At 45.6% G+C, this 20,334-nt stretch carries 9 protein-coding genes; 2 read left to right on the top strand and 7 right to left on the bottom strand.

What is annotated here, in order from left to right:
* Positions 1–54: 54 nt before the first annotated feature.
* The 5 genes from NG821_RS10220 to NG821_RS10200 form a co-directional block, all read right to left on the bottom strand.
* Positions 55–1,296, bottom strand: a complete 1,242-nt coding sequence (locus NG821_RS10220) for a DUF2264 domain-containing protein (protein WP_394802083.1) — start codon at positions 1,294–1,296, stop codon at positions 55–57.
* A gap of 94 nt (positions 1,297–1,390) precedes the next feature.
* Positions 1,391–1,768: a glycoside hydrolase family protein gene (locus NG821_RS10215; RefSeq protein ID WP_252761563.1), complete on the bottom strand. Its 378-nt coding sequence runs from the start codon at positions 1,766–1,768 to the stop codon at positions 1,391–1,393.
* Positions 1,765–3,774: a RagB/SusD family nutrient uptake outer membrane protein gene (locus NG821_RS10210; protein WP_252761562.1), complete on the bottom strand. Its 2,010-nt coding sequence runs from the start codon at positions 3,772–3,774 to the stop codon at positions 1,765–1,767. The genes NG821_RS10215 and NG821_RS10210 overlap by 4 nt, the downstream gene beginning before the upstream one ends.
* 11 nt (positions 3,775–3,785) lie before the next feature.
* Positions 3,786–7,052, bottom strand: coding sequence for a SusC/RagA family TonB-linked outer membrane protein (locus tag NG821_RS10205; RefSeq protein WP_394802081.1), 3,267 nt, complete (start codon positions 7,050–7,052; stop codon positions 3,786–3,788).
* Positions 7,053–7,085: 33 nt separating this feature from the next.
* Positions 7,086–8,042, bottom strand: coding sequence for a glycoside hydrolase family 16 protein (locus NG821_RS10200; RefSeq protein WP_252761561.1), 957 nt, complete (start codon positions 8,040–8,042; stop codon positions 7,086–7,088).
* A 1,374-nt stretch (positions 8,043–9,416) separates the two neighbouring features.
* On the opposite strand from NG821_RS10200, the gene NG821_RS10195 reads away from it, so the two are divergent.
* On the top strand, positions 9,417–12,572 hold the full coding sequence (locus NG821_RS10195; RefSeq protein ID WP_252761560.1) for a SusC/RagA family TonB-linked outer membrane protein: 3,156 nt from the start codon (positions 9,417–9,419) through the stop codon (positions 12,570–12,572).
* A gap of 17 nt (positions 12,573–12,589) precedes the next feature.
* Entirely contained in the window at positions 12,590–14,365 is a 1,776-nt protein-coding gene (locus NG821_RS10190) for a RagB/SusD family nutrient uptake outer membrane protein (protein WP_252761559.1), read from the top strand.
* A gap of 406 nt (positions 14,366–14,771) precedes the next feature.
* On the opposite strand, the gene NG821_RS10185 is transcribed toward NG821_RS10190, so the two are convergent.
* Positions 14,772–16,781, bottom strand: coding sequence for a RagB/SusD family nutrient uptake outer membrane protein (locus tag NG821_RS10185; protein ID WP_252761558.1), 2,010 nt, complete (start codon positions 16,779–16,781; stop codon positions 14,772–14,774).
* A gap of 11 nt (positions 16,782–16,792) precedes the next feature.
* Positions 16,793–20,008, bottom strand: coding sequence for a SusC/RagA family TonB-linked outer membrane protein (locus NG821_RS10180; RefSeq protein WP_394802082.1), 3,216 nt, complete (start codon positions 20,006–20,008; stop codon positions 16,793–16,795).
* Positions 20,009–20,334: the final 326 nt, after the last annotated feature.

Genomic DNA, 20,334 nt, shown 5'->3' with positions numbered 1-20,334 from the left:
AAGACCGGTCCCCAATTTATATTTTTTCACATTTATTCTTGGTCCGACTCGAGTCTACCATTTATCCTGAGTCTGAATCTGATCCGTCCACAAGTGGTCTTTCGGGAAAGCCTCTCCGTTCCAGGCTTTCACCTGAGTCCAAGGTTGAGGAGCATCTGTCCAGAAAGGATCATCAGCGGAAAGTCCCAAGGGCATGAAGATAAGAGATGCCATATACTCGCTGCCGTTATTGGTATACCAGTCTGCCACACCAGGTTGATGTCCGCAGAATCCGATATTCAGAAAACCTTTCTCATTATAGTTCGTTCCCTGGTCCCACATCCGGTGCAGGACTTTCGTAAGAGCAGCACGCACCTGACCGTTCGTCAAGTCCTTCGGGAGCGTTTTGTACCACGCCAGTAATGCCAAGGGTTGCATTGCCGCATCACGGTAAGGAATACTCCGGCCGAAAGCAGGGAAGGTACCCTCAGGGGAAATGAAACGTTCCAGGATAATGGAATACTTCTGAGCGCGTTTCAAGGCACGGTCATAATATTTCTGATAATCGAGACGGGTACTTGCCTTCGCGTCAATCATCGCCTGCAAAGTTTCAAGGTACATCGGATGAAAGACATAACTGCTATAATAATTAAAGGTAAAGAACGGACCGTCAGCATACCAGCCATCACCGGTATACCATTCCTCCATCTTGCGACAAGCCATGTTCACACGATACTGGTCATAAGGCGCTCCTGCCTTTGCCATAAAACTCTCGATGACAGCAGAGAACAGAATCCAGTTCGTATAGGGCGGGTCGATCTTCCGGAGTTTGCGGAATTCCTCAAAATAACGCTGTTTCGTAACAGAATCCAAAGGCATCCACAGCGTCCGGTAGGCGCGGAGGAAACTCTCGGCAATATAAGCGGCATCTACCAGGTTCTGTCCTCCGATACCCCAACAGAGGTAATCAGGATTCTTAGGATCGACAGCATTCTTATAACTCTGCAGTGCCCACTCCCTCAACTGGTGGCGTTGCTTCCCTTCCGCAGAAGGGTCATCAGGGAGGGTCAGCCAAGGGGCAATACCCGCCATCAAGCGCCCGAAGCACTCCATATAAGCCACTTTCTTGTTACGGTTATCAAAACTAGGACTGAACTCCATCTGCATATTTTTCTGCAGTGTGCCATGTGCCATATTCTCCAATACCGGCCTTGCCATCTTGTAGGCCTGTGAACACCAATAGGCACGATCGGTCTGTTTCAAATTCTTTTTCGCTTCTGCTCCGTTAGACACAAGGAGGAACAGCAAGCATAACATGAAATAAAATTTCTCTCGCATAAAACTTAAATCAATTTATAAAAATAAAATAATAGGATTTTCACTTTTCATCATATCGCAACTATTGCACCATTCAAGAATCCATCCAAGTCATAACAGGAGGACCTATTGTAATATTGAAGATAACTTTCGGACCATCCAAGATACAACCCTTTCCGATATCACTGTCTTTCTGATCTGACATAGGCAAAGCCTCATCACGATAACCACAATGCATCAAGTCTTTGGAACGATGGCAAGTTATAACTGCCAATGCCGAATTTATAGCATCCAACTTATATTCTCCGAAAGCATTCTCGGATTGTAGAAAGCCTCCACCCTGTACATTGACCGACTTACCGCTATTATCAAGCCAGACTTTACCGAAATGAATCTCTCCACCCAGTTTGGCCTGGGCAGAGAGAAATAAAGATAAAAATATAATAACTAAAAATAGTTTGTTGTGCATCATTTTTCAGCAGGCTCATCAGGAGCGGTCGGCCAATAAGGATTCTGATACAGCGGTGACTTGTCTATCGAAGCATTGTCACTTGACGTCAACAGGAATTCCTTGATTGGAAGAGGCTGGAGATACTGGGCCATGGCCCAGGTAAATCCGTCATAGAAAGAATTGTTCGTCGAAATGATCTCATATGGCCTGTAATATTCGCTCCTGGATTCTTCCGAAGCATTGGAACTGGAAGAGCCGTTAGCCACGAGATTGTTGTACCATTTCTCCATGGGCGTATTCCAAAGATGGAACCCCTCAATGTGATAAGGCGTGCTGATCAGCTGGTCCAAGGATCTCCAACGATCGAGGTCCATCCAGCGGAGGCCTTCCGCCATCAGTTCGCAGCGACGCTCCCGACGAATGTTATAGAGCACCTTATCCGTCAGCAATATCCCTGCAGTATAAGCGCCCCAGTCCAACTTCTCCTTGCTCATGTCTGTAGCCTGGATGGTGACCTCAGGATTAACGGCATCGCCCGTAAAGCCGGCCTTCTGACGGACGATCTTCCAATACTCCAGGATATGGCCGGCATTAATGTCCTTCGTCAACATATATTCAGCCTCCATATAGTTCAGCAGGGCCTCCGTAGCACGGAAAGTTATGGATGCCGTATAGCCCCCGCCATTCGCACAGAGCGCCTTGTCGAAAGTGCCGCCCTTTCTTATCGTATACCCTGTGCTGTAGCCTTTCTCACTGGTCCGTTCAGTAATATTGGGAACGGGCTCGACAGGAACGGCATGGTCTCCGTAAGTCGCATCCATGTTCTTAAAGACATTCACCTGACCGGGCACTTTCATAAATATCGTCAGCCGCGGGTCCCTGTTCTTGGCCACTGAGGCCAATGTCGTATCTACATATTGATAATCGGAAGAATAGATGGGCCGGCCATCCTTCATCAGGAACGATTCAACCATCCCACGGGTCAATCCCGCAGCGATGTCACCGTGCTGGATGGCGACTTCGACATTGTTCTCTTCGCTCAAGGACTTGCTGTATTCCCTCCACAAGAGGACTTCAGGGTATTTTGACATATCCGTATTGCCGAAAAGGCTGAAATAGGGATTGTCAGGATCACTGGTCGATTGAGGTATACGGCCTGTATTCGTCACCAGGCTTCCCTTGTACTTCTCGGCTACTTCTTCGGCAGACTGGGCTGCGATCTGGAAGAAGTATTTGGCCTCAGCCTCAACGCTTCCCGTAGGATAGTTATAGTCCGAGTTATAGTCCTTGTTCTTGCCGGGCCATCCCGGACCATTGGGAACGAAAGGCGTTCCTGCAAAATTGGTCAGCCAGGAACCTTCATACAGCGCAACCCTGGACTTGAGCAAATTGGCGACCTCAGGGGAAACCCTCGTATGGCGGGGTTCGAAATCCTCCTGCATATAGGTCATCGCCGTATCCAGATCACTGATGATGAACCTTGCGACCTCATTGCACGGACGCCGCTTGTTGGCAGCCACCAGGATAGAGTCATCGTCCGGGAAAGACTGTGTCACGATGGGCAGATCGCCCCATTTCTGGAGCATATCGAAATAGGCATAGGCCCTGAAGAAATATATCTCACCGATATACTGCCGGATTTTTGTATCGGAACCCTGGATTGTCTTGGCTTTATAACTGCTCATTATGGCATTCAACTGGTAGTTGATATTTCGGATATTGCTCCATGCCCAGTTGCCGTTGGTATTGCCGACAAGCCACAGTCCCTTGGCAAACTTATTGTCAGCGGACATATCGGCCTGGTTATCCGTATTGTCGTCACTGCCGAAAGTGCCGTATCCCCATCCGCTATGTGAAGGAAGGATGGTATAGAACTGGTTGGCACAGGCCTGGACTTCATCTTCACTTTTATAATAATCTTCAGGCGTGATATAGGAAGGAGGCTCCTTGTCCAGGAAATCACTACATGAAGCAAAAGACAACCCGCCCAAAAATATGATAGCCAATAATTTAAGATCTAATCTCATAACTTTAGTTGTTAAAACGTTACGCTAAGTCCGAATGAATAAGTTTTTGATAATGGATAGCCATTCCCATTATTGGAGAAGACAGTCTCAGGGTCAAACTGCTTGGCCAGTTTTGTACCCGTAAGAAGGTTTTCACCGGAGAAGAAGACCCTCAGATTGGTGATCCCAAAACGGGATACGACAGACAAAGGAACGGTATAGCCGATCTGCAAATTCTTAAGGCGGATATATGCCGCATTCTGCAAATAGCGGGTTTGGGTTTGCAGGTTTTTATCACTATATAGAGGACGGGGCAGATAGGCATCCGTATTTTCTGCTTCATAGCCGTTCTTAACGGACCATGTATCAGCGTCGCGGAAATAATCCTGCACTTTGGATATGCCCGTAGACCACCATTGGCCTTGGCCAGTAGTGCCGAAGAGATAAGTACCGCCTACCCAGCAGTCCCTCTTCATCACGCCCTGCAAGAAAACACGGAGGTCGAACCCTTTCCAACTGGCATTCATGTCCAGACCGAACAGGTATCTGGGCGTGCTGTTGCCGATCAGTTCCAAATCACCGTGATCCTTCAACGTGTTGGAACCCGATGAGATTTTCCCGTCACCGTTCAGGTCAGCATACATCACATCGCCTGCGCCCCAGTTATTGCCCAGGGCGTCCTGGCCGCCGTTCTTCATTGTGGCCAAATGATTGTCCATTTCCTCCTGCGTCTTGGCTATCCCGACCGTCTTGTATCCCCAGATCTCATTGATATAGCGTCCTTCGATATAAGTAGAAAGTGACTGGGTGGGGTTGTTCGGATAACGGGTGATCTTGGAGCGGGCATCCGAGATATTGAAATTGACGCTGTAGTTCAACCCGTTCGCCAAGTTGTCTCTCCAGCCGATCGCCAATTCCCAGCCCAAGGTCCTCAAGTCCGTGTTATTGGTTACCGGAACGGCCGTCCCCAAGATGGACGGGAGTTCAGGCGCATTGCCGACCATGTTCTTCGTATTGCGGACATAGTAATCAAAAGACCCCGTCAGCCGGTTATTGAAGAGTCCCCAGTCCAGACCCAGATTATAGCTCTGGATCGTCTCCCAGGTCAGGGATTCGGACACAAGTCCCGGGGCGCTGGCAACATTGGGCTTGACACTATTCTGCAGCCAATCGCCGGCTGCAGAACTGACGGACATGGTCTGATAGGTCTGGTACCAGTTGTTGGTATTCTGATTCCCCAGAGATCCGTAAGAAGCACGGACTTTCAACAGGTTGACGACATTGTTCAGGGGCTGGAAGAATTTCTCCTGTGCCATATTCCAGCCCACGGATACGGAAGGGAACAGTTTCCACTGATGCCCGGGGCGGAAGCGTGAGGTTCCGTCATCACGCAGATTGACCTCCAGAAGATATCTGCTGTCGTAATCATAGTTGAAACGGCCGAAGAAACCTGCCGTAGTCCACTCATTGCGTGAACCGTTCGTGGCAGGCATAACTATAGTTCCATCGTATCCTAGACCACTTGTAATGTCTATTTCAGGTTTGCCGGGAATCAGGATGCCATATGTTTGAAGTCCAAACTGGGTCTGCCTTAGATCCTCTGCCTGGAAACCGCCCATGATATGGAAATGGTGCTTCTCCAGTAATGACTTGGTATATTCAGAATACGCCTGGAAATTATAGTAATTCTCTTTATAATAGCCCTCATGCACATTGGAACTCGTACCGTATATCACAGGCTGGCCGTTGACGTCGTGGTTGAAGGTCTGCTGGCTGTCCCAATGCCTGTTCTGGGAGTTGATATGATAGTTGAAGATGATATGTGTAACCCAATTCTTAATCGGTTCGATGGTGAATCCTATTTGATGGTAGATATTGTCCGTCTGGGTTTTGTCCACACCGCCGGTGGCAAGTCCAAGTGCAGGGGAAGGCGAAGAATAATAGAAACCGTTGCGGTCATACAACGGCAGTATAGGCCAGCCATCACGGGTCATGTCACTATAAAGGGTGGTTGTCAAAGCTGAAGGACGCTTATAGTCTTCACGGTCAAAGCGCATGGAGTAGTTCATCGTCAGCCATTTAGTCAGCACGGCGTTGATCTTGGCAGTGGCATTATAGCGCTTCAGTCCTTCCTGGCCCAGATTCATCAGGCCGCCCTGGTCAAGGTAATTGAATGAAGTATAGAAGTTCAGCTGATTGCTTCCGCCATTGGCACTGAAATTATGGGACTGCGAAAATGTCGTGTTCTTATAGACCACATCGTACCAGTCCACATCGTCTATACCGTTGGCAAAACCGTCCGCCCACGTTGAACCGTTGTCAGAAGATATGCCATAGAGCGTCCGCCCGTCAGGGGTTTGGCGGGTTCCGGGACCGATGGGCTTGGCATTGGCATAATCAACTATATTCTTCATCCTGTCGTCTGAAAAATACAAACCGTCTCCGCCATTGGTAAAGGTATCGTTCATCCAACTGGCGAAATCGACGGAATTCATCATGTGTTTCATATTGATAGGCTTTCCCCACCGGAAGCTGTTGTTATAGTTGATTTGTACTTTACCGTTCTTGCTGCCGCTCTTTGTCGTGACCAAGATGACTCCGAAAGGTGCACGGGATCCGTAAATGGATGATGCAGCTGCATCCTTCAGCACGGAGATTGATTCAATATCCTGTGGATTGATCGTATTCAGATTACCCTCCATCCCGTCAATCAAGACAAGAGGCGAGCCGCTCGTACCCTGTCCGATGGTAGTTGTACCTCTGACATTAACACTGGGGTTGTCTTCCAAACTACCATTGCTTTGTGTAATCTGCAGTCCGGGAACCATCCCCTGCAGAGCCTGAGTGGCATTAGTCACAGGGGCGTTGGCAAGGTCCTTACCCGTAACCACGCTCACGGCACCTGTCAGATCACTTTTCTTCTGGGTGCCGAAACCGACTACAACGACTTCATTCAGGGTTTTGTTATCCTCAGCCAAATGTATCTTTACCGAGTTGCTCTCAGCCTTATAGACCTGTGTCTTATATCCGATATAGGAAATCGACAGACTGGTTCCGGTTGGGGCATTGATTGAGAACTTTCCGTCAAGGTCTGTCACAGCCTGTTCTGTAGAACCCAAGGCCCTCACCGTAGCGCCGATGACAGGATCACCTTTCTCATCCACTACGACTCCATTGATCATTCTTGTCTGCTGCTCAATTCGAGTCGATTCAGACGCCCGAATTCCACAATACCCGGCAGAACTTGTCAGTAAGGCAAATACTCCCAAGAAGAAGATTTTTAAGTTAGCATTTTTCATGAACTTATTTTTGTTTAAATCATTGAATAAATATTAGTTCTTAGTATATTGGTAGACGCGTACATAATCAATATAATATTTAATAGGGAAAGCACTGTCATCGATTTTGCCTCCATTATCTCCTCCCAAAGCGAGATTCAGCCAAATCAAGTCACCGAAACTGCTGATCTCATTACTGAACGGATTCTGATGGCCTCCCGCAGCCCCGCCGCCATTCCCATTAACCGTTTTAGTCGTGCTGATCTCATTGAGAAGTTCTCCGTCTAATGAAATTTTCAAACTGTCCTCGTTCCAATCAAGTGTCCATATATGATACTTATCTATCCAGTCCTTGTCCTTATCTGTAAAATACGAAAGAGGTTTAGCTACTGATTTCCAATTGCTTGACCATTTCTCGTTTGAACTCCAACAAAAATTCGCATGTATGGCGGGCTTTCCTTCGAAAGGATAATATTCCATCATATCTATCTCTCCTCCCAACGGCCATTCCCAAGTATTGCCCACTTGCCATATAGCAGGCCATGAACCACTTGCAACCGGCACTTTTGCTCTTACGACGACCTTACCATATTTATATATGTATTTACTCTGCATGGAGGCGCTCGTATATTCAGCATATTGGCGAGTTGCTCTCCAGTCTGTGCTTCCAGACTGGTATGCAGGGTTCAAGACCCGCTCCTTACGTCCTTCAATGACGAGAGCACCTTTACCGTCAAGATAGGCATTATTCTCTTGATACCACTGATCTTCATGATTGCGACAGAAGCCAGTCTCAAATTGCCATTTGGTGGTATCCGGTCGACCAGTTCCATTGAACTCGTCACTCCATACAAGAGTCATGCCATCAAGATGCCTCTCTGGGGCCCTCTTGTCAGGTTGGGAAAGAACCTTAACTTGTCCTATTCTATCCTTTGCTATCTCTGCGGCATGATTATTGACCGGAAAAGAATTTGCGCATAAGAAAATCAGAAGTAATGAGCTATATCTCATGATAAGTTAATTAATATATTTAGGAGAAATAAATGTAGGTTTAACCGTATTTTGCAAATATCAATAATATTAACAGTAAGTAAATAAACAAATCATTATATTGATAGAACAAATTATGAAAAAATTTATTTATATGAGTTTTATGATAGATTAGGGTAGAAAACTTGCATATTCTCTCTCTCCGCCAAGAGAAGGTTTGAAACATTTTTTGACGATTCAAGACTATACCAGCTTCACAATTATCTACATCGAAAACTATATTTACAACATAAATTCTTCCTCTTGTATGTCAGGATAATAATCTGATAGCTTATGTCTATGGCCAATATTAGACTACTTTGATCAGGTCTGAGAGGTTTCATGACTTCAGATACTTCAATACATTGTCTCTGGAATCAGTCATTCAAGGATACTTTAAGAATCTCTTATCAGACGCAGATACTCCAATTTTTTAATGCTTAGGTTCTTTCCTGACTCTATTTTTCTGTCTTTTCTTCTATCGTTCCAGCTCAGAATGTATTCTTCCATTAAAACTCTTGTAAAGACAATGTTTAGCATAAGGCTAAAGGCACTTTCTTTGTTATAATACCCTTAATACGCCTAGTACATACTTCTGCTTTAAAAGCATTACACACGGAACTGTCCTGCTATCGGTGCTGTGGCAATTTTATCGTAAATTAACTTGAAAGAATAGCTGACTGCTGAGCCTTTCCAAAAAGACAACACATTAACACATTAAAGTTTGAAGAACAATTGACGCTCAAATTACCCTTTTTAGATTTCGTAGAATTCACTCCAGATACATTGATAATAGGCCCATTAGGCGAAAAATACTTTCACTAAATGAATTTCAACAGGGAAACCATATTAATCGAATTTATATATAATGTGTGGTTCTAGAAAGCAAGTGTTATAAAGTAAAAATATTTATAATATAATTTAAATATAATATATTATTTATTGATTTAGGCTAATATTATACACCTTTGCAAAATGAAATCGGCTAATTTCTTTTTATACGTTATAAAATCATGATGGATTATAGATATATCATATTTAGGTTTCCTTTATACGATACTTCTTTTATCAAAAAAATAGTTCAAAAATCAAAGGAGTTGAATAAAACAGTTATGTTTTTTAACAACATAAAAAGAAAGTTATTAGAAGGAGTTGCATTTATATGAAAGAACCTGAAGATTTCGTTCTATGGAATCAAGGAAATAAAGAATTGGCAACTTTCTTCTAGCGTGGCCTATCGATATCCTCAAGAAAAATATAGTTATTATAACAGTCAAGATACTCTTGTGTTTATACATGTACTACCAATGATATTTACTAAAAACTGATATTTATTCAATGATTTAAATTAAAAGTATGTTCACGAAAGATGCTAACTTAAAAATCCTGTTCTTAGGATTATTTGCCTTACTGACAAGTTCTTCCGGGTATTGCGGAATTCGGGCGTCAGTGACGCCACAACTTGAACAGCAAGCAAAACCCATAACGGGTTATGTACTCGATGAGAAGGGAGAACCCATCATCGGAGCTACCGTGAAGGCTATAGGTTCTACTAAGGGCGCAGTAACAGACATTGATGGAAAATATTCAATCGATGTCCCTGCCGGAACAAGCCTTTCCATTACTTATATTGGTTATAAGCCGCAGACTGTCAAGGCCGAAGAGAATCCTATAAAACTCCATTTGACGCCCGACAACAAAACCCTGAATGAAGTTGTTGTCGTGGGATACGGTACTGTCAAGCGCAAGAACTTTACCGGTTCTGTTTCGACGGTCGATGTCGCCAACTCTCCTATCTCACTGACGCCGAAAACGAATGCCATGGATAACCTCCGGGGTACTGCCAGTGGTATTACAGTATCTCAGCAACAAGGTGCCGGCCAGGCACCTTCCATGCAGGTCAGGGGGCAGAAGTCCATCAATGGCAGCTCAGATCCTCTTGTCGTATTGGACGGTGTGATATTTATGGGAAATCTTCGTGATATTGACCCCAATATCATCGAGAGCATGAGCGTCCTGAAAGATGCCACTTCTCTTGCTGCCTACGGCTCTCAGGCTGCAAACGGTGTAGTGATGGTCACCACAAAGAAAGGCGCAGAGGGCAAGCCGAGAATCAGTTTCAATACTTCTTGGGACTTGTCCGGACCAACTTGCAAACCTGACGTTCTGAGTCCTGCCGACTATGTCAAGAAAGGTAATCTATTAAGCGGTCTTGCCGAGGATGCTGACCCGACATGGATGAAATCCTTTGAATACAACAATTACAAAGCCGGGAAGACCATTGACTGGTTTGATTATGTGACGAGAACGGGTATGACGAAAAACTATAACGCTTCCGTCTCGGGGGCCTCGAAGAATGTCAATTATTTCTTTTCGGGTTCCTATGTCGATCAGTCCGGAGTCGTTATCGGTGATGACTATTCCCGTACATCCCTGAACATGCACTTGCAGAGTGACATTACAAACTGGCTGCAGATAGGCACGGAAGCTGCCTATACCTATAATGACTATTCAGGTCCGACAAATTATAATCTTTATGAGGCCGTCAGACTGAGTCCTTATGGTCAGGCAGAACGCCCCAATGGAGCAGGTATAGAAAAGTATCCTGTGAATGAGGGTATATACAGGACGAATCCCCTATGGGATGTTAAAAGCGGTACTATAGATGATGATGCCGATACATACAATACGATGGACCTTCGGGGACATCTGCTGTTGAAATGTCCTTGGTTAGACGGCCTGTCTTTCAGGATGAACGGTACTTATTCCTTAGGCCATGTCAACCGTGACTTCTTTACCCATGAAGGGTATTATGTCCAAGAAGGTGACAGTGAAGACCGCTATTCTCCGTCAACTATTGCCAATTATCTCTCCAAGGCCAACGGCTATACTGCCCGGACCAAGAACGTCTACTGGGTATGGGACAACATCTTGGACTACACGCATGAATTTGGCCAGCATTTCGTTGATTTGACACTGGTGTATACTAGAGATTCAAAGACCTATGACTACCGCTATTTCTCCGGTTCTGACTTTACAGCTCTGGGGAATACCACTCTGAGCTATTGGGGCTTGAATTATGCTGCTACCCAGAAGATTGAACATCTTGATTATACCAAGCATAACGATGTCGGTTATCTGGCACGTCTGAACTATTCCTACAAGGATACCTATCATCTGGACTTGTCAGTACGCCGTGACGGCTCGTCTGTCTTTGGATCTGATAACAAATGGGGTGTCTTCCCCGCAGTAGGCTTGGCATGGACCGCCTCGAATGAACCTTTCCTGAAGAAAGTTACACCGATATCCTATCTGAAACTGAAACTATCCTGGGGTAAGAACGGTAACCAGACCCTCAGCCCTTATGAGACTCTGTCCCAGATTACTCTCGGACCGGCAGGAGGATACAGTTATCCTTTCGGCAATACTTCCAAGGCAAGTTGGGCTCAGAGAATTACAGCTCTCGGCAATGATGAACTGGCATGGGAGAAGACCCAATCAGTCAACTACGGCTTCGAACTGGGCTTGCTGAAAGATCGTATCAATCTTAGTTTCGATGGTTATTTCTCAAAGACGACTGACCAGATCTTCAAACGTTCCATTCCTGTCATCATCAATGGACAGACGAGCATGAACGCTACAATGGGACAGATCAACAACTTTGGAGTTGAGTTTACTCTCAATACAAAGAATATCGAGACCAAGAATTTCCAGTGGGAATCCCAGTTGATCTATTCTTTGAACAGGAATAAGCTGAAGTCTCTCTATGGTGACGGCAAAGATGATATTACCAATAATCTGTTCCTGAACAAATCACTGGGTGTCATCTATGGTTATAAGAACATCGGCATCGTTCAGTGTGCCTACGATGCCAACGGCAAGCCTGCCTATGATGCCAACGGCAATCTGGAGGTAGCTGCCGCAGACAAGGCTTATGCAGACGCTAACGGTGCCAAGCCCGGTGATGTCAAATTCGAGGACATAGACGGTGACGGGAAGATCACTTCCAAGGACCGTAAGATACTGGGCTATACTGTTCCGAATTTCAAAATGAGCCTTGGCAACACCTTGACATACAAGAACCTGCAACTCTATTTCCTCTTCACAGGTATTTTCGGAGGAAATGGATATGGCAGGAGCACTAATATCTATGCTTACCGTACGGCATCAGATGTCGCAGGTGACAACAACCTGAATCACGGTTGGTGGACACCTGAGAATCCGAGCAACAAATATCCTAGCGTTAATTATACCAATGGTAACTATACACCTGTTCAAGGATATGGTTTCGTGCGCCTCTCCGACTTGACGCTGTCTTATTCTTTCACACAGCCATGGGTGAAGAATCTGAGAATCTCTTCTCTCCGGGTCTATATGGCCTGCAAGAATCTGTTCACCATAACGAATTGGAAGGGCGGTGATCCTGAAATTCAACAGACTTTGGCAAGTGGCTATAATTATGGATATCCCCTGTCGAGAACAGTATCATTCGGTATAAATCTTGCGTTTTAATTTAATTTTGTGTTGATATGAAAATCAAAAATATATTAATGGTTTCAACCGTTGCCCTGTTGTCCATGACAGCATGTAACGACGACGCCTTCCTCAAGGAGAACCCGAAATCCATCTATACGACTGACAATGCCTTCAATACCGCTGACCAGGTCAATGCATGCGTGACGAACCTCTACGTTCATATCCGCTACTGGTACCAGATCGACAATTTCTGGTGTGGCCTTGGTGCAGATGTGATGGACACGCCTTATTTCCGTTGCACGGGCAATGGCTACAGTAACTTCTCCAATTGGTCGCCGACTTCGAGTTCTTCCAGTAAGGTATTCGATGCCATGTATCAGTTGGTCAATTTTGCTAATCAAACCCTGGAAGGTTACCGTTCTCCCAATATTACTTGGGACGACGCGCAGAAGAAGGCAGAGATATACGGTCAAGCGATGTTCTTCAGGGGCTACGGCTACCTGTCGCTGGGCGAGATGTTCGGAGGAGTGCCCCTTGTAGACAAGTTCTACGATACGCTAAAACTCGACTTCAGCCGCTCCTCAAGAGCAGAAACATATAGGTTTGCGATCAACGACCTGAAGCGTGCGGCAGCCAACTTGCCCAAGTATCCTTCAGAGGCAGGACGTGTTGCTCGCGGTGCAGCCTACCATTTCCTCTCTGAGGCCTACCTTGCCCTGGCTACGATCAATGACAACAATGCTGCACAGTTGGATACGGCCATCGCCTATGCCGATACGGTCATGACAATGCATCCCCTGATGACTTCCCGTTTCGGCACGAGGACGGTCTCCGGAAACGCGAAGAACGGTGTGGACTCCTATTACAAGGATGGCAACGTATTCTTCGACCTCTTCCAGGAGGGCAACTACGATTATTCTGAGGGCAATACAGAAGCAGTCTGGACGATAGAGAACGACTATACGGTCTATCATCAATACGGCGGTGACAACTATGTACCGTCTCCACGTGAGGGTTCCCCTGTACTGCGTGATGCAACATGGGGGTCCGCTTATAAGAATGTGGGGGGCGGTGCAGGTCCTTGGGCATCTAACATCAACACTACCGACTATCCCGGCGGAAACGTCAGCGCCTATTTCGGCGGTCGTGGCACTGCTACTTATTCACCTACCGATTATGTGATCGAGCAGATCTGGAAAAACGATGATGGTGATATCCGCAATGCGCCCTGCAACATCAGGAGGACCTTCGTCTGCACTGACACAAAGAGCAAAATGTACGGCAAGGCCTGCGGCATAGACATGCTTGATGCCACTTCTCAGAAGATTACAGAGTTCTTCCCAATATGGACAAAACTTGCTCCTGTCGACGACTGGGGATATGATGATCTCGCTGACGGTGGTGACCGTTCCAATATGTATTGTGACCGTTATGCAGTACGCTCAGCAGAAACCTTGTTGCTCCGTGCCGAGGAGAAGCTCCGCAAGGGCGACAAGGCAGGCGCTGCAGCTGACGTCAACATTCTGAGGAGACGTGCGCAGTGCAAGGTCATGGCTACTGCATCGGAGATGAATCTACAATACATTCTTGACGAACGTGCACGTGAATTGTACGGCGAGGAACGCCGCTGGGCGACCCTTCTCAGAATGGGCAGTGACGGTATCAAGAGTATCAATGACCATGCCATGTACATTGTCGACCAGCCTTATTGGAAGGGGTACTTCAAGGCCTCTCAGCAACCGATTACAAAGTGGACGCTGTGGCCGATACCTCAGGCTGACATAGACGGCAACTCAGATGCCAAGATTACACAGAATCCGGGTTGGTAATCTGAAAAGACAACTGATGAATAGTTAATTTCATTGTTATCCGATAAACACTTTTCACTGGATAAAATTAGGCTGAACTCCTTACAAGGAATTCAGCCTTTTTTATTACTCTTGCACCAAGACCAAGTTTAATAATAAGGGCAAAAGTACACCTATCACAGAATTATTATGTATTTTCAACTTATCAAATAGTTTGACAAGCTAAAAATAGGAATTCCGGTCAATGAGTTTCTTAAATGTTAACCTCAGATCCAGTTCCGCTCATCATCACAGTCCCTTATTTCCACATATACAACACCAAGTGATCCAAAGAAAAGACAAGAACAAAAAATCTCTCCATCCAGATAAAACCGAATGGAGAGAAACGGAGATAAAATATTAGAACTAAAAGATAGTTTGTTTTACATCATTTTTCAGCAGGCTCATCAGGAGTGGTCGGCCAATAAGGATTCTGATACAGCGGTGACTTGTCTATCGAAGCATTGTCACTTGACGTCAACAGGAATTCCTTGATTGGAAGAGGCTGGAGATATTGGGCCATGGCCCAGGTAAATCCGTCATAGAAAGAATTGTTCGTCGAAATGATCTCATAGGGTCTGTAATATTCGCTCCTGGATTCTTCCGAAGCATTGGAACTGGAAGAACCGTTAGCCACGAGATTGTTATACCATTTCTCCATAGGCGTATTCCAAAGATGAAACCCCTCAATGTGATAAGGCGTACTGATCAGCTGGTCCAAGGATCTCCAACGCTCGAGGTCCATCCAGCGGAGACCTTCCGCCATCAGTTCACAGCGACGCTCCCGACGGATGTTATAGAGCACCTTATCCGTCAGCAATGTCCCTGCAGTGTAAGCGCCCCAGTCCAACTTCTCCTTGCTCATGTCTGTAGCCTGGATGGTGACCTCCGGATTAACGGCATCGCCCGTAAAGCCGGCTTTCTGACGGACGATCTTCCAATATTCCAGGATATGGCCGGCATTAATGTCCTTCGTCAACATATATTCAGCCTCCATATAGTTCAGCAAGGCCTCCGTCGCACGGAAAGTTATGGATGCCGTATATCCCTGGCCATTCGCACAGAGCGCCTTATCGAAAGTACCGCCCTTTCTTATCGTATAACCTGTACTATAGCCATTTTCACTGGTTCGATTAGTTATATTAGGAACAGGTTCGACAGGAACGGCATGGTCCCCGTAAGTTGCATCCATGTTCTTAAAGACATTCACCTGACCGGGCACTTTCATGAATATCGTCAACCGAGGATCCCTGTTCTTGGCCACTGACGCTAAGGTTGTATCTTCATATTGATAATTGGAAGCATAAATGGGCCGGCCATCCTTCATCAGGAACGATTCAACCATACCTCTGGTCAATCCTGCAGCGATGTCACCGTGCTGGATAGCGACTTCGACATTGTTCTCTTCGCCCAAAGACTTACTGTATTCCCTCCACAGGAGAACTTCAGGGTATTTTGACATGTCCGTATTGCCGAAAAGGCTGAAATAGGGATTGTCAGGATCTGCAGTCGATTGAGGTATACTGCCCGTATTCGTCACCAGACTCCCTTTGTATTTCTCGGCCACTTCCTCGGCGGACTGGGCTGCGACCTGAAAAAAGTATTTGGCTTCAGCCTCAACGCTCCCCGTAGGATAGTTGTAGTCCGCGTTATAGTCCTTGTTCTTGCCGGGCCATCCCGGACCATTGGGAACAAAAGGCGTTCCTGCAAAATTGGTCAGCCAGGAACCTTCATACAGCGCAACCCTGGACTTGAACAAATTGGCGACCTTAGGAGAAACCCTCGTATGACGGGGTTCGAAATCCTCCTGCATATAGGTCATCGCCGTATCCAGATCACTGATGATGAACCTTGCGACCTCATTGCACGGACGGCGCTTGTTGGCAGCCACAAGAATAGAGTCATCGTCCGGGAAAGACTGTGTCACGATGGGCAGATCGCCCCATTTCTGGAGCATGTCAAAATAGGCATAGGCCCTGAAGAAATAAATTTCACCAATATATTGCCGGATTTTTGTATCAGAACCCTGGATTTTCTTGGCTTTATAACTGCCCATTATGGCATTCAACTGGTAGTTAATATTGCGGATATTGCTCCAGGCCCAGTTGCCGTTGGTATTGCCGACACGCCACAATCCCTTGGCAAACTTATTGTCAGCGGACATATCAGCCTGGTTATCCGTATTGTCGTCACTGCCGAAAGTACCGTATCCCCATCCGCTATGTGAAGGAAGAATGGAATAGAATTGGTTGGCACAAGCCTGGACTTCATCTTCACTTTTATAATAATCTTCAGGCGTGATGTAGGAAGGAGGTTCCTTGTCCAGAAAATCATCACAAGAAGTAAAAGACAATCCACTCAAAAATATGATAGCCAATAATTTAAGATCTAATCTCATAACTTTAGTTATTAAAACGTTACACTAAGTCCAAAAGAATAAGTTTTTGATAAAGGATAACCATTCCCGCTATTGGAGAAAACTGTCTCTGGGTCAAACTGTTTAGCCAGTTTTGTACCCGTAAGAAGATTTTCTCCGGAGAAGAAGACTCTCAGATTGGTGATCCCGAAACGAGACACGACAGACAAAGGAACGGTATAACCGATTTGCAAATTCTTCAAACGAATATATGCCGCATTCTGCAAATAGCGGGTTTGGGTCTGCAAGTTTTTATCACTGTACAGTGGACGGGGCAGATAGGCATCCGTGTTTTCTGCTTCATAGCCGTTCTTGACGGACCAGGTATCCGCGTCACGGAAATAATCCTGCACTTTGGATATGCCTGTAGACCACCATTGACCTCCGGAAGTGGCACCGAAGAGGTAAGTACCGCCTACCCAGCAGTCCCTTTTCATCACACCCTGCAAAAAGACACGGAGATCAAATCCTTTCCAACTGGCATTCATATCCAGTCCGAATAAATATCTTGGCGTACTGTTGCCGATCAGTTCCAAGTCACCGTGATCCTTCAACGTGTTGGAACCCGATGAGATTTTCCCGTCACCATTCAGGTCAGCATACATCACATCACCTGCACCCCAGTTATTGCCCAAGGCATCCTGACCGCCGTTTTTCAACGTGGCCAAATGATTGTCCATTTCCTCCTGTGTCTTGGCTATTCCAATCGTCTTATATCCCCAGATCTCATTGATATAGCGTCCTTCGATATAAGTAGAAAGTGACTGGGTAGGATTATTCGGATAACGGGTAATTTTAGAACGTGAATCAGAGATATTGAAATTGATGCTATAGTTCAAGCCGTTCGACAGATTATCTCTCCAGCCAATTGCCAATTCCCAGCCCAAGGTCCTCAAGTCAGTATTATTGGTTACGGGAACAGCCGTTCCTAAAATGGATGGAAGTTCAGGCGCATTGCCGACCATATTCTTCGTATTGCGGACATAGTAATCAAAAGAGCCCGTCAGCCGGTTATTGAAAAGTCCCCAATCCAAACCTAAATTATAACTCTGAATCGTCTCCCAGGTCAAGGATTCAGACACAAGTCCCGGAGCGCTAGCAACATTGGGCTTGACGCTATTCTGCAACCAATCGCCGGCCGAAGAACTGACAGACATGGTCTGATAAGTCTGATACCAGTTGTTAGTATTCTGATTCCCCAGAGATCCGTAAGAAGCACGAACTTTCAACAGATTGACGACATTGTTCAGGGGCTGGAAGAATTTCTCCTGAGCGATATTCCAGCCCACGGATACGGAAGGGAACAGTTTCCACTGATGTCCGGGGCGGAAACGCGAGGTTCCGTCATCACGAACATTGACCTCCAGAAGGTACTTACTGTCGTAATCATAATTGAAACGGCCAAAGAAACCTGCCGTTGTCCACTCATTGCGTGAACCGTTCGTATCAGGCATAATTACAGTTCCATCATATCCCAAACCACTTGTCAAGTCAATCTCAGGTTTGCCCGGTATCAGGATGCCATTAGTCTGAAGTCCAAACTGGGTCTGCCTCAAATCCTCTGCCTGGAAACCGCCCATGATATGGAAATGATGCTTCTCAAGCAAAGACTTGGTATATTCAGAATAAGCCTGGAAATTGTAATAGTTCTCTTTATAATAGCCCTCATGAACATTGGAACTCGTACCATAGATCACAGGTTGTCCGTTCACGTCATGGTTAAAGGTCTGCTGGCTGTCCCAATGCCTGTTCTGGGAGTTAATATGATAATTGAAGATGATATGTGTAACCCAGTCTTTAATCGGCTCAATGGTAAATCCTATTTGATGGTAGATATTGTCTGTCTGGGTTTTATCAACACCACCCGTAGCAAGTCCAAGGGCTGGAGAAGGTGAAGAATAATAGAAACCATTGCGATCATACAACGGCAGTATCGGCCAGCCCTGACGAGCCATGTCACTATAAAGGGTGGTTGTCAAAGCTGAAGGACGCTTGTAGTCCTCACGGTCAAAGCGCATGGAGTAGTTCATCGTCAGCCATTTAGTCAGCACAGCGTTGATCTTGGCAGTGGCATTATAGCGCTTCAGTCCTTCCTGACCCAGATTCATCAGACCGCCCTGATCAAGGTAATTGAATGAAGTATAGAAGTTCAGCTGATTGCTTCCACCATTGGCGCTGAAATTATGGGACTGCGAAAAAGTCGTATTCTTATAGACCACGTCATACCAATCCACATCATCTATACCAGTATCATAACCACCTGCCCAGGTTGAACCGTTGTCAGAAGATATGGCATAGAGCGTCCGTCCGTCAGAGGTCTGACGAGTTCCGGGCCCAATGGGCTTAGCATTGGCATAATCTACGATATTCTTCATCATATCATTTGAAAAATATACGCCATCTCCACCATTGGTAAAGGTATCATTCATCCAACTGGCAAAATTGACGGAATTCATCATGTGTTTCATATTGATAGGCTTTCCCCATCGGAAACTGTTATTGTAGTTGATCTGTACTTTCCCGTTCTTGCTGCCGCTCTTTGTCGTAATCAAGATGACACCGAAAGGTGCACGAGAACCGTAGATGGATGATGCGGCGGCATCTTTCAGAACAGAGATTGATTCAATGTCCTGTGGATTGATCGTATTCAGGCTACCTTCCATCCCGTCAATCAAAACAAGAGGAGAACCGCTCGTACCCTGCCCGATAGTAGCTGTACCTCTGACATTAATACTGGGGTTGTCTTCCAAACTACCATTACTTTGTGTGATCTGCAGTCCGGGAACCATCCCCTGCAGTGCCTGGGTGGCATTAGTCACGGGGGCGTTGGCAAGGTCCTTGCCCGTAACCACACTTACTGCACCCGTCAGATCACTTTTCTTCTGGGTCCCGAAACCGACTACAACGACTTCATTCAGGGTTTTGTTATCCTCCGCCAAATGTATCTTTACCGAGTTGCTCTCAGCCTTATAGACCTGTGTCTTATACCCGATATAGGAAATCGACAGACTGGTTCCGGTTGGGACATTGATTGAGAACTTTCCATCAAGGTCTGTTACAGCCTTTTCTGTAGAACCCAAGGCTCTCACCGTAGCACCGATGACAGGTTCACCTTTCTCATCCACTACGACTCCATTGATCATCCTTGCCTGCTGCTCTATTCGCATAGCATCAGAAGCACGTGCCTCACAATACCCGGAAGAACTCATCAAGAAGATAAATAATCCTAAGGATAGGAACTTTAATATAGCATTTTCCATGAACATATAATTTAAATCATTGAATAAACATTAATTTTAATATAACTTTAATTACAAATTAACCATTACTTAATAAAGTATTTTCATTTATACCCTTTCATTTATGCAAAATATAGTTTTAGTTTTAGATTTGTTCGATAGAACATCCTGTCTTAGCCTGGAAAAAGTTGACTTAAAGAAGTTAAATTTAAATCAGGAAAGAGATGAAAAAATATTACGAATTTACGGAAGCAGAGCAACGGTCAGTACTGAAGGATTACTACGAAGGCTGTATG

The sequence above is a fragment of the Segatella cerevisiae genome (genome assembly GCF_024054555.1).
Lineage (GTDB): Bacteria > Bacteroidota > Bacteroidia > Bacteroidales > Bacteroidaceae > Prevotella > Prevotella cerevisiae.
The sequence above is the reverse complement of the archived record's forward strand: the minus strand, read 5'-3'. Positions and strand labels throughout refer to the sequence as shown.

What these genes read in the sequence shown, in the direction of transcription:
- NG821_RS10220 (WP_394802083.1), bottom strand. Translation starts at nt 1,296, where the DNA reads ATGTTATGCTTGCTGTTCCTCCTTGTGTCTAACGGAGCAGAAGCGAAA.
- NG821_RS10215 (WP_252761563.1), bottom strand. Translation starts at nt 1,768, where the DNA reads ATGATGCACAACAAACTATTTTTAGTTATTATATTTTTATCTTTATTT.
- NG821_RS10210 (WP_252761562.1), bottom strand. Translation starts at nt 3,774, where the DNA reads ATGAGATTAGATCTTAAATTATTGGCTATCATATTTTTGGGCGGGTTG.
- NG821_RS10205 (WP_394802081.1), bottom strand. Translation starts at nt 7,052, where the DNA reads ATGAAAAATGCTAACTTAAAAATCTTCTTCTTGGGAGTATTTGCCTTA.
- NG821_RS10200 (WP_252761561.1), bottom strand. Translation starts at nt 8,042, where the DNA reads ATGAGATATAGCTCATTACTTCTGATTTTCTTATGCGCAAATTCTTTT.
- NG821_RS10195 (WP_252761560.1), top strand. Translation starts at nt 9,417, where the DNA reads ATGTTCACGAAAGATGCTAACTTAAAAATCCTGTTCTTAGGATTATTT.
- NG821_RS10190 (WP_252761559.1), top strand. Translation starts at nt 12,590, where the DNA reads ATGAAAATCAAAAATATATTAATGGTTTCAACCGTTGCCCTGTTGTCC.
- NG821_RS10185 (WP_252761558.1), bottom strand. Translation starts at nt 16,781, where the DNA reads ATGAGATTAGATCTTAAATTATTGGCTATCATATTTTTGAGTGGATTG.
- NG821_RS10180 (WP_394802082.1), bottom strand. Translation starts at nt 20,008, where the DNA reads ATGAGTTCTTCCGGGTATTGTGAGGCACGTGCTTCTGATGCTATGCGA.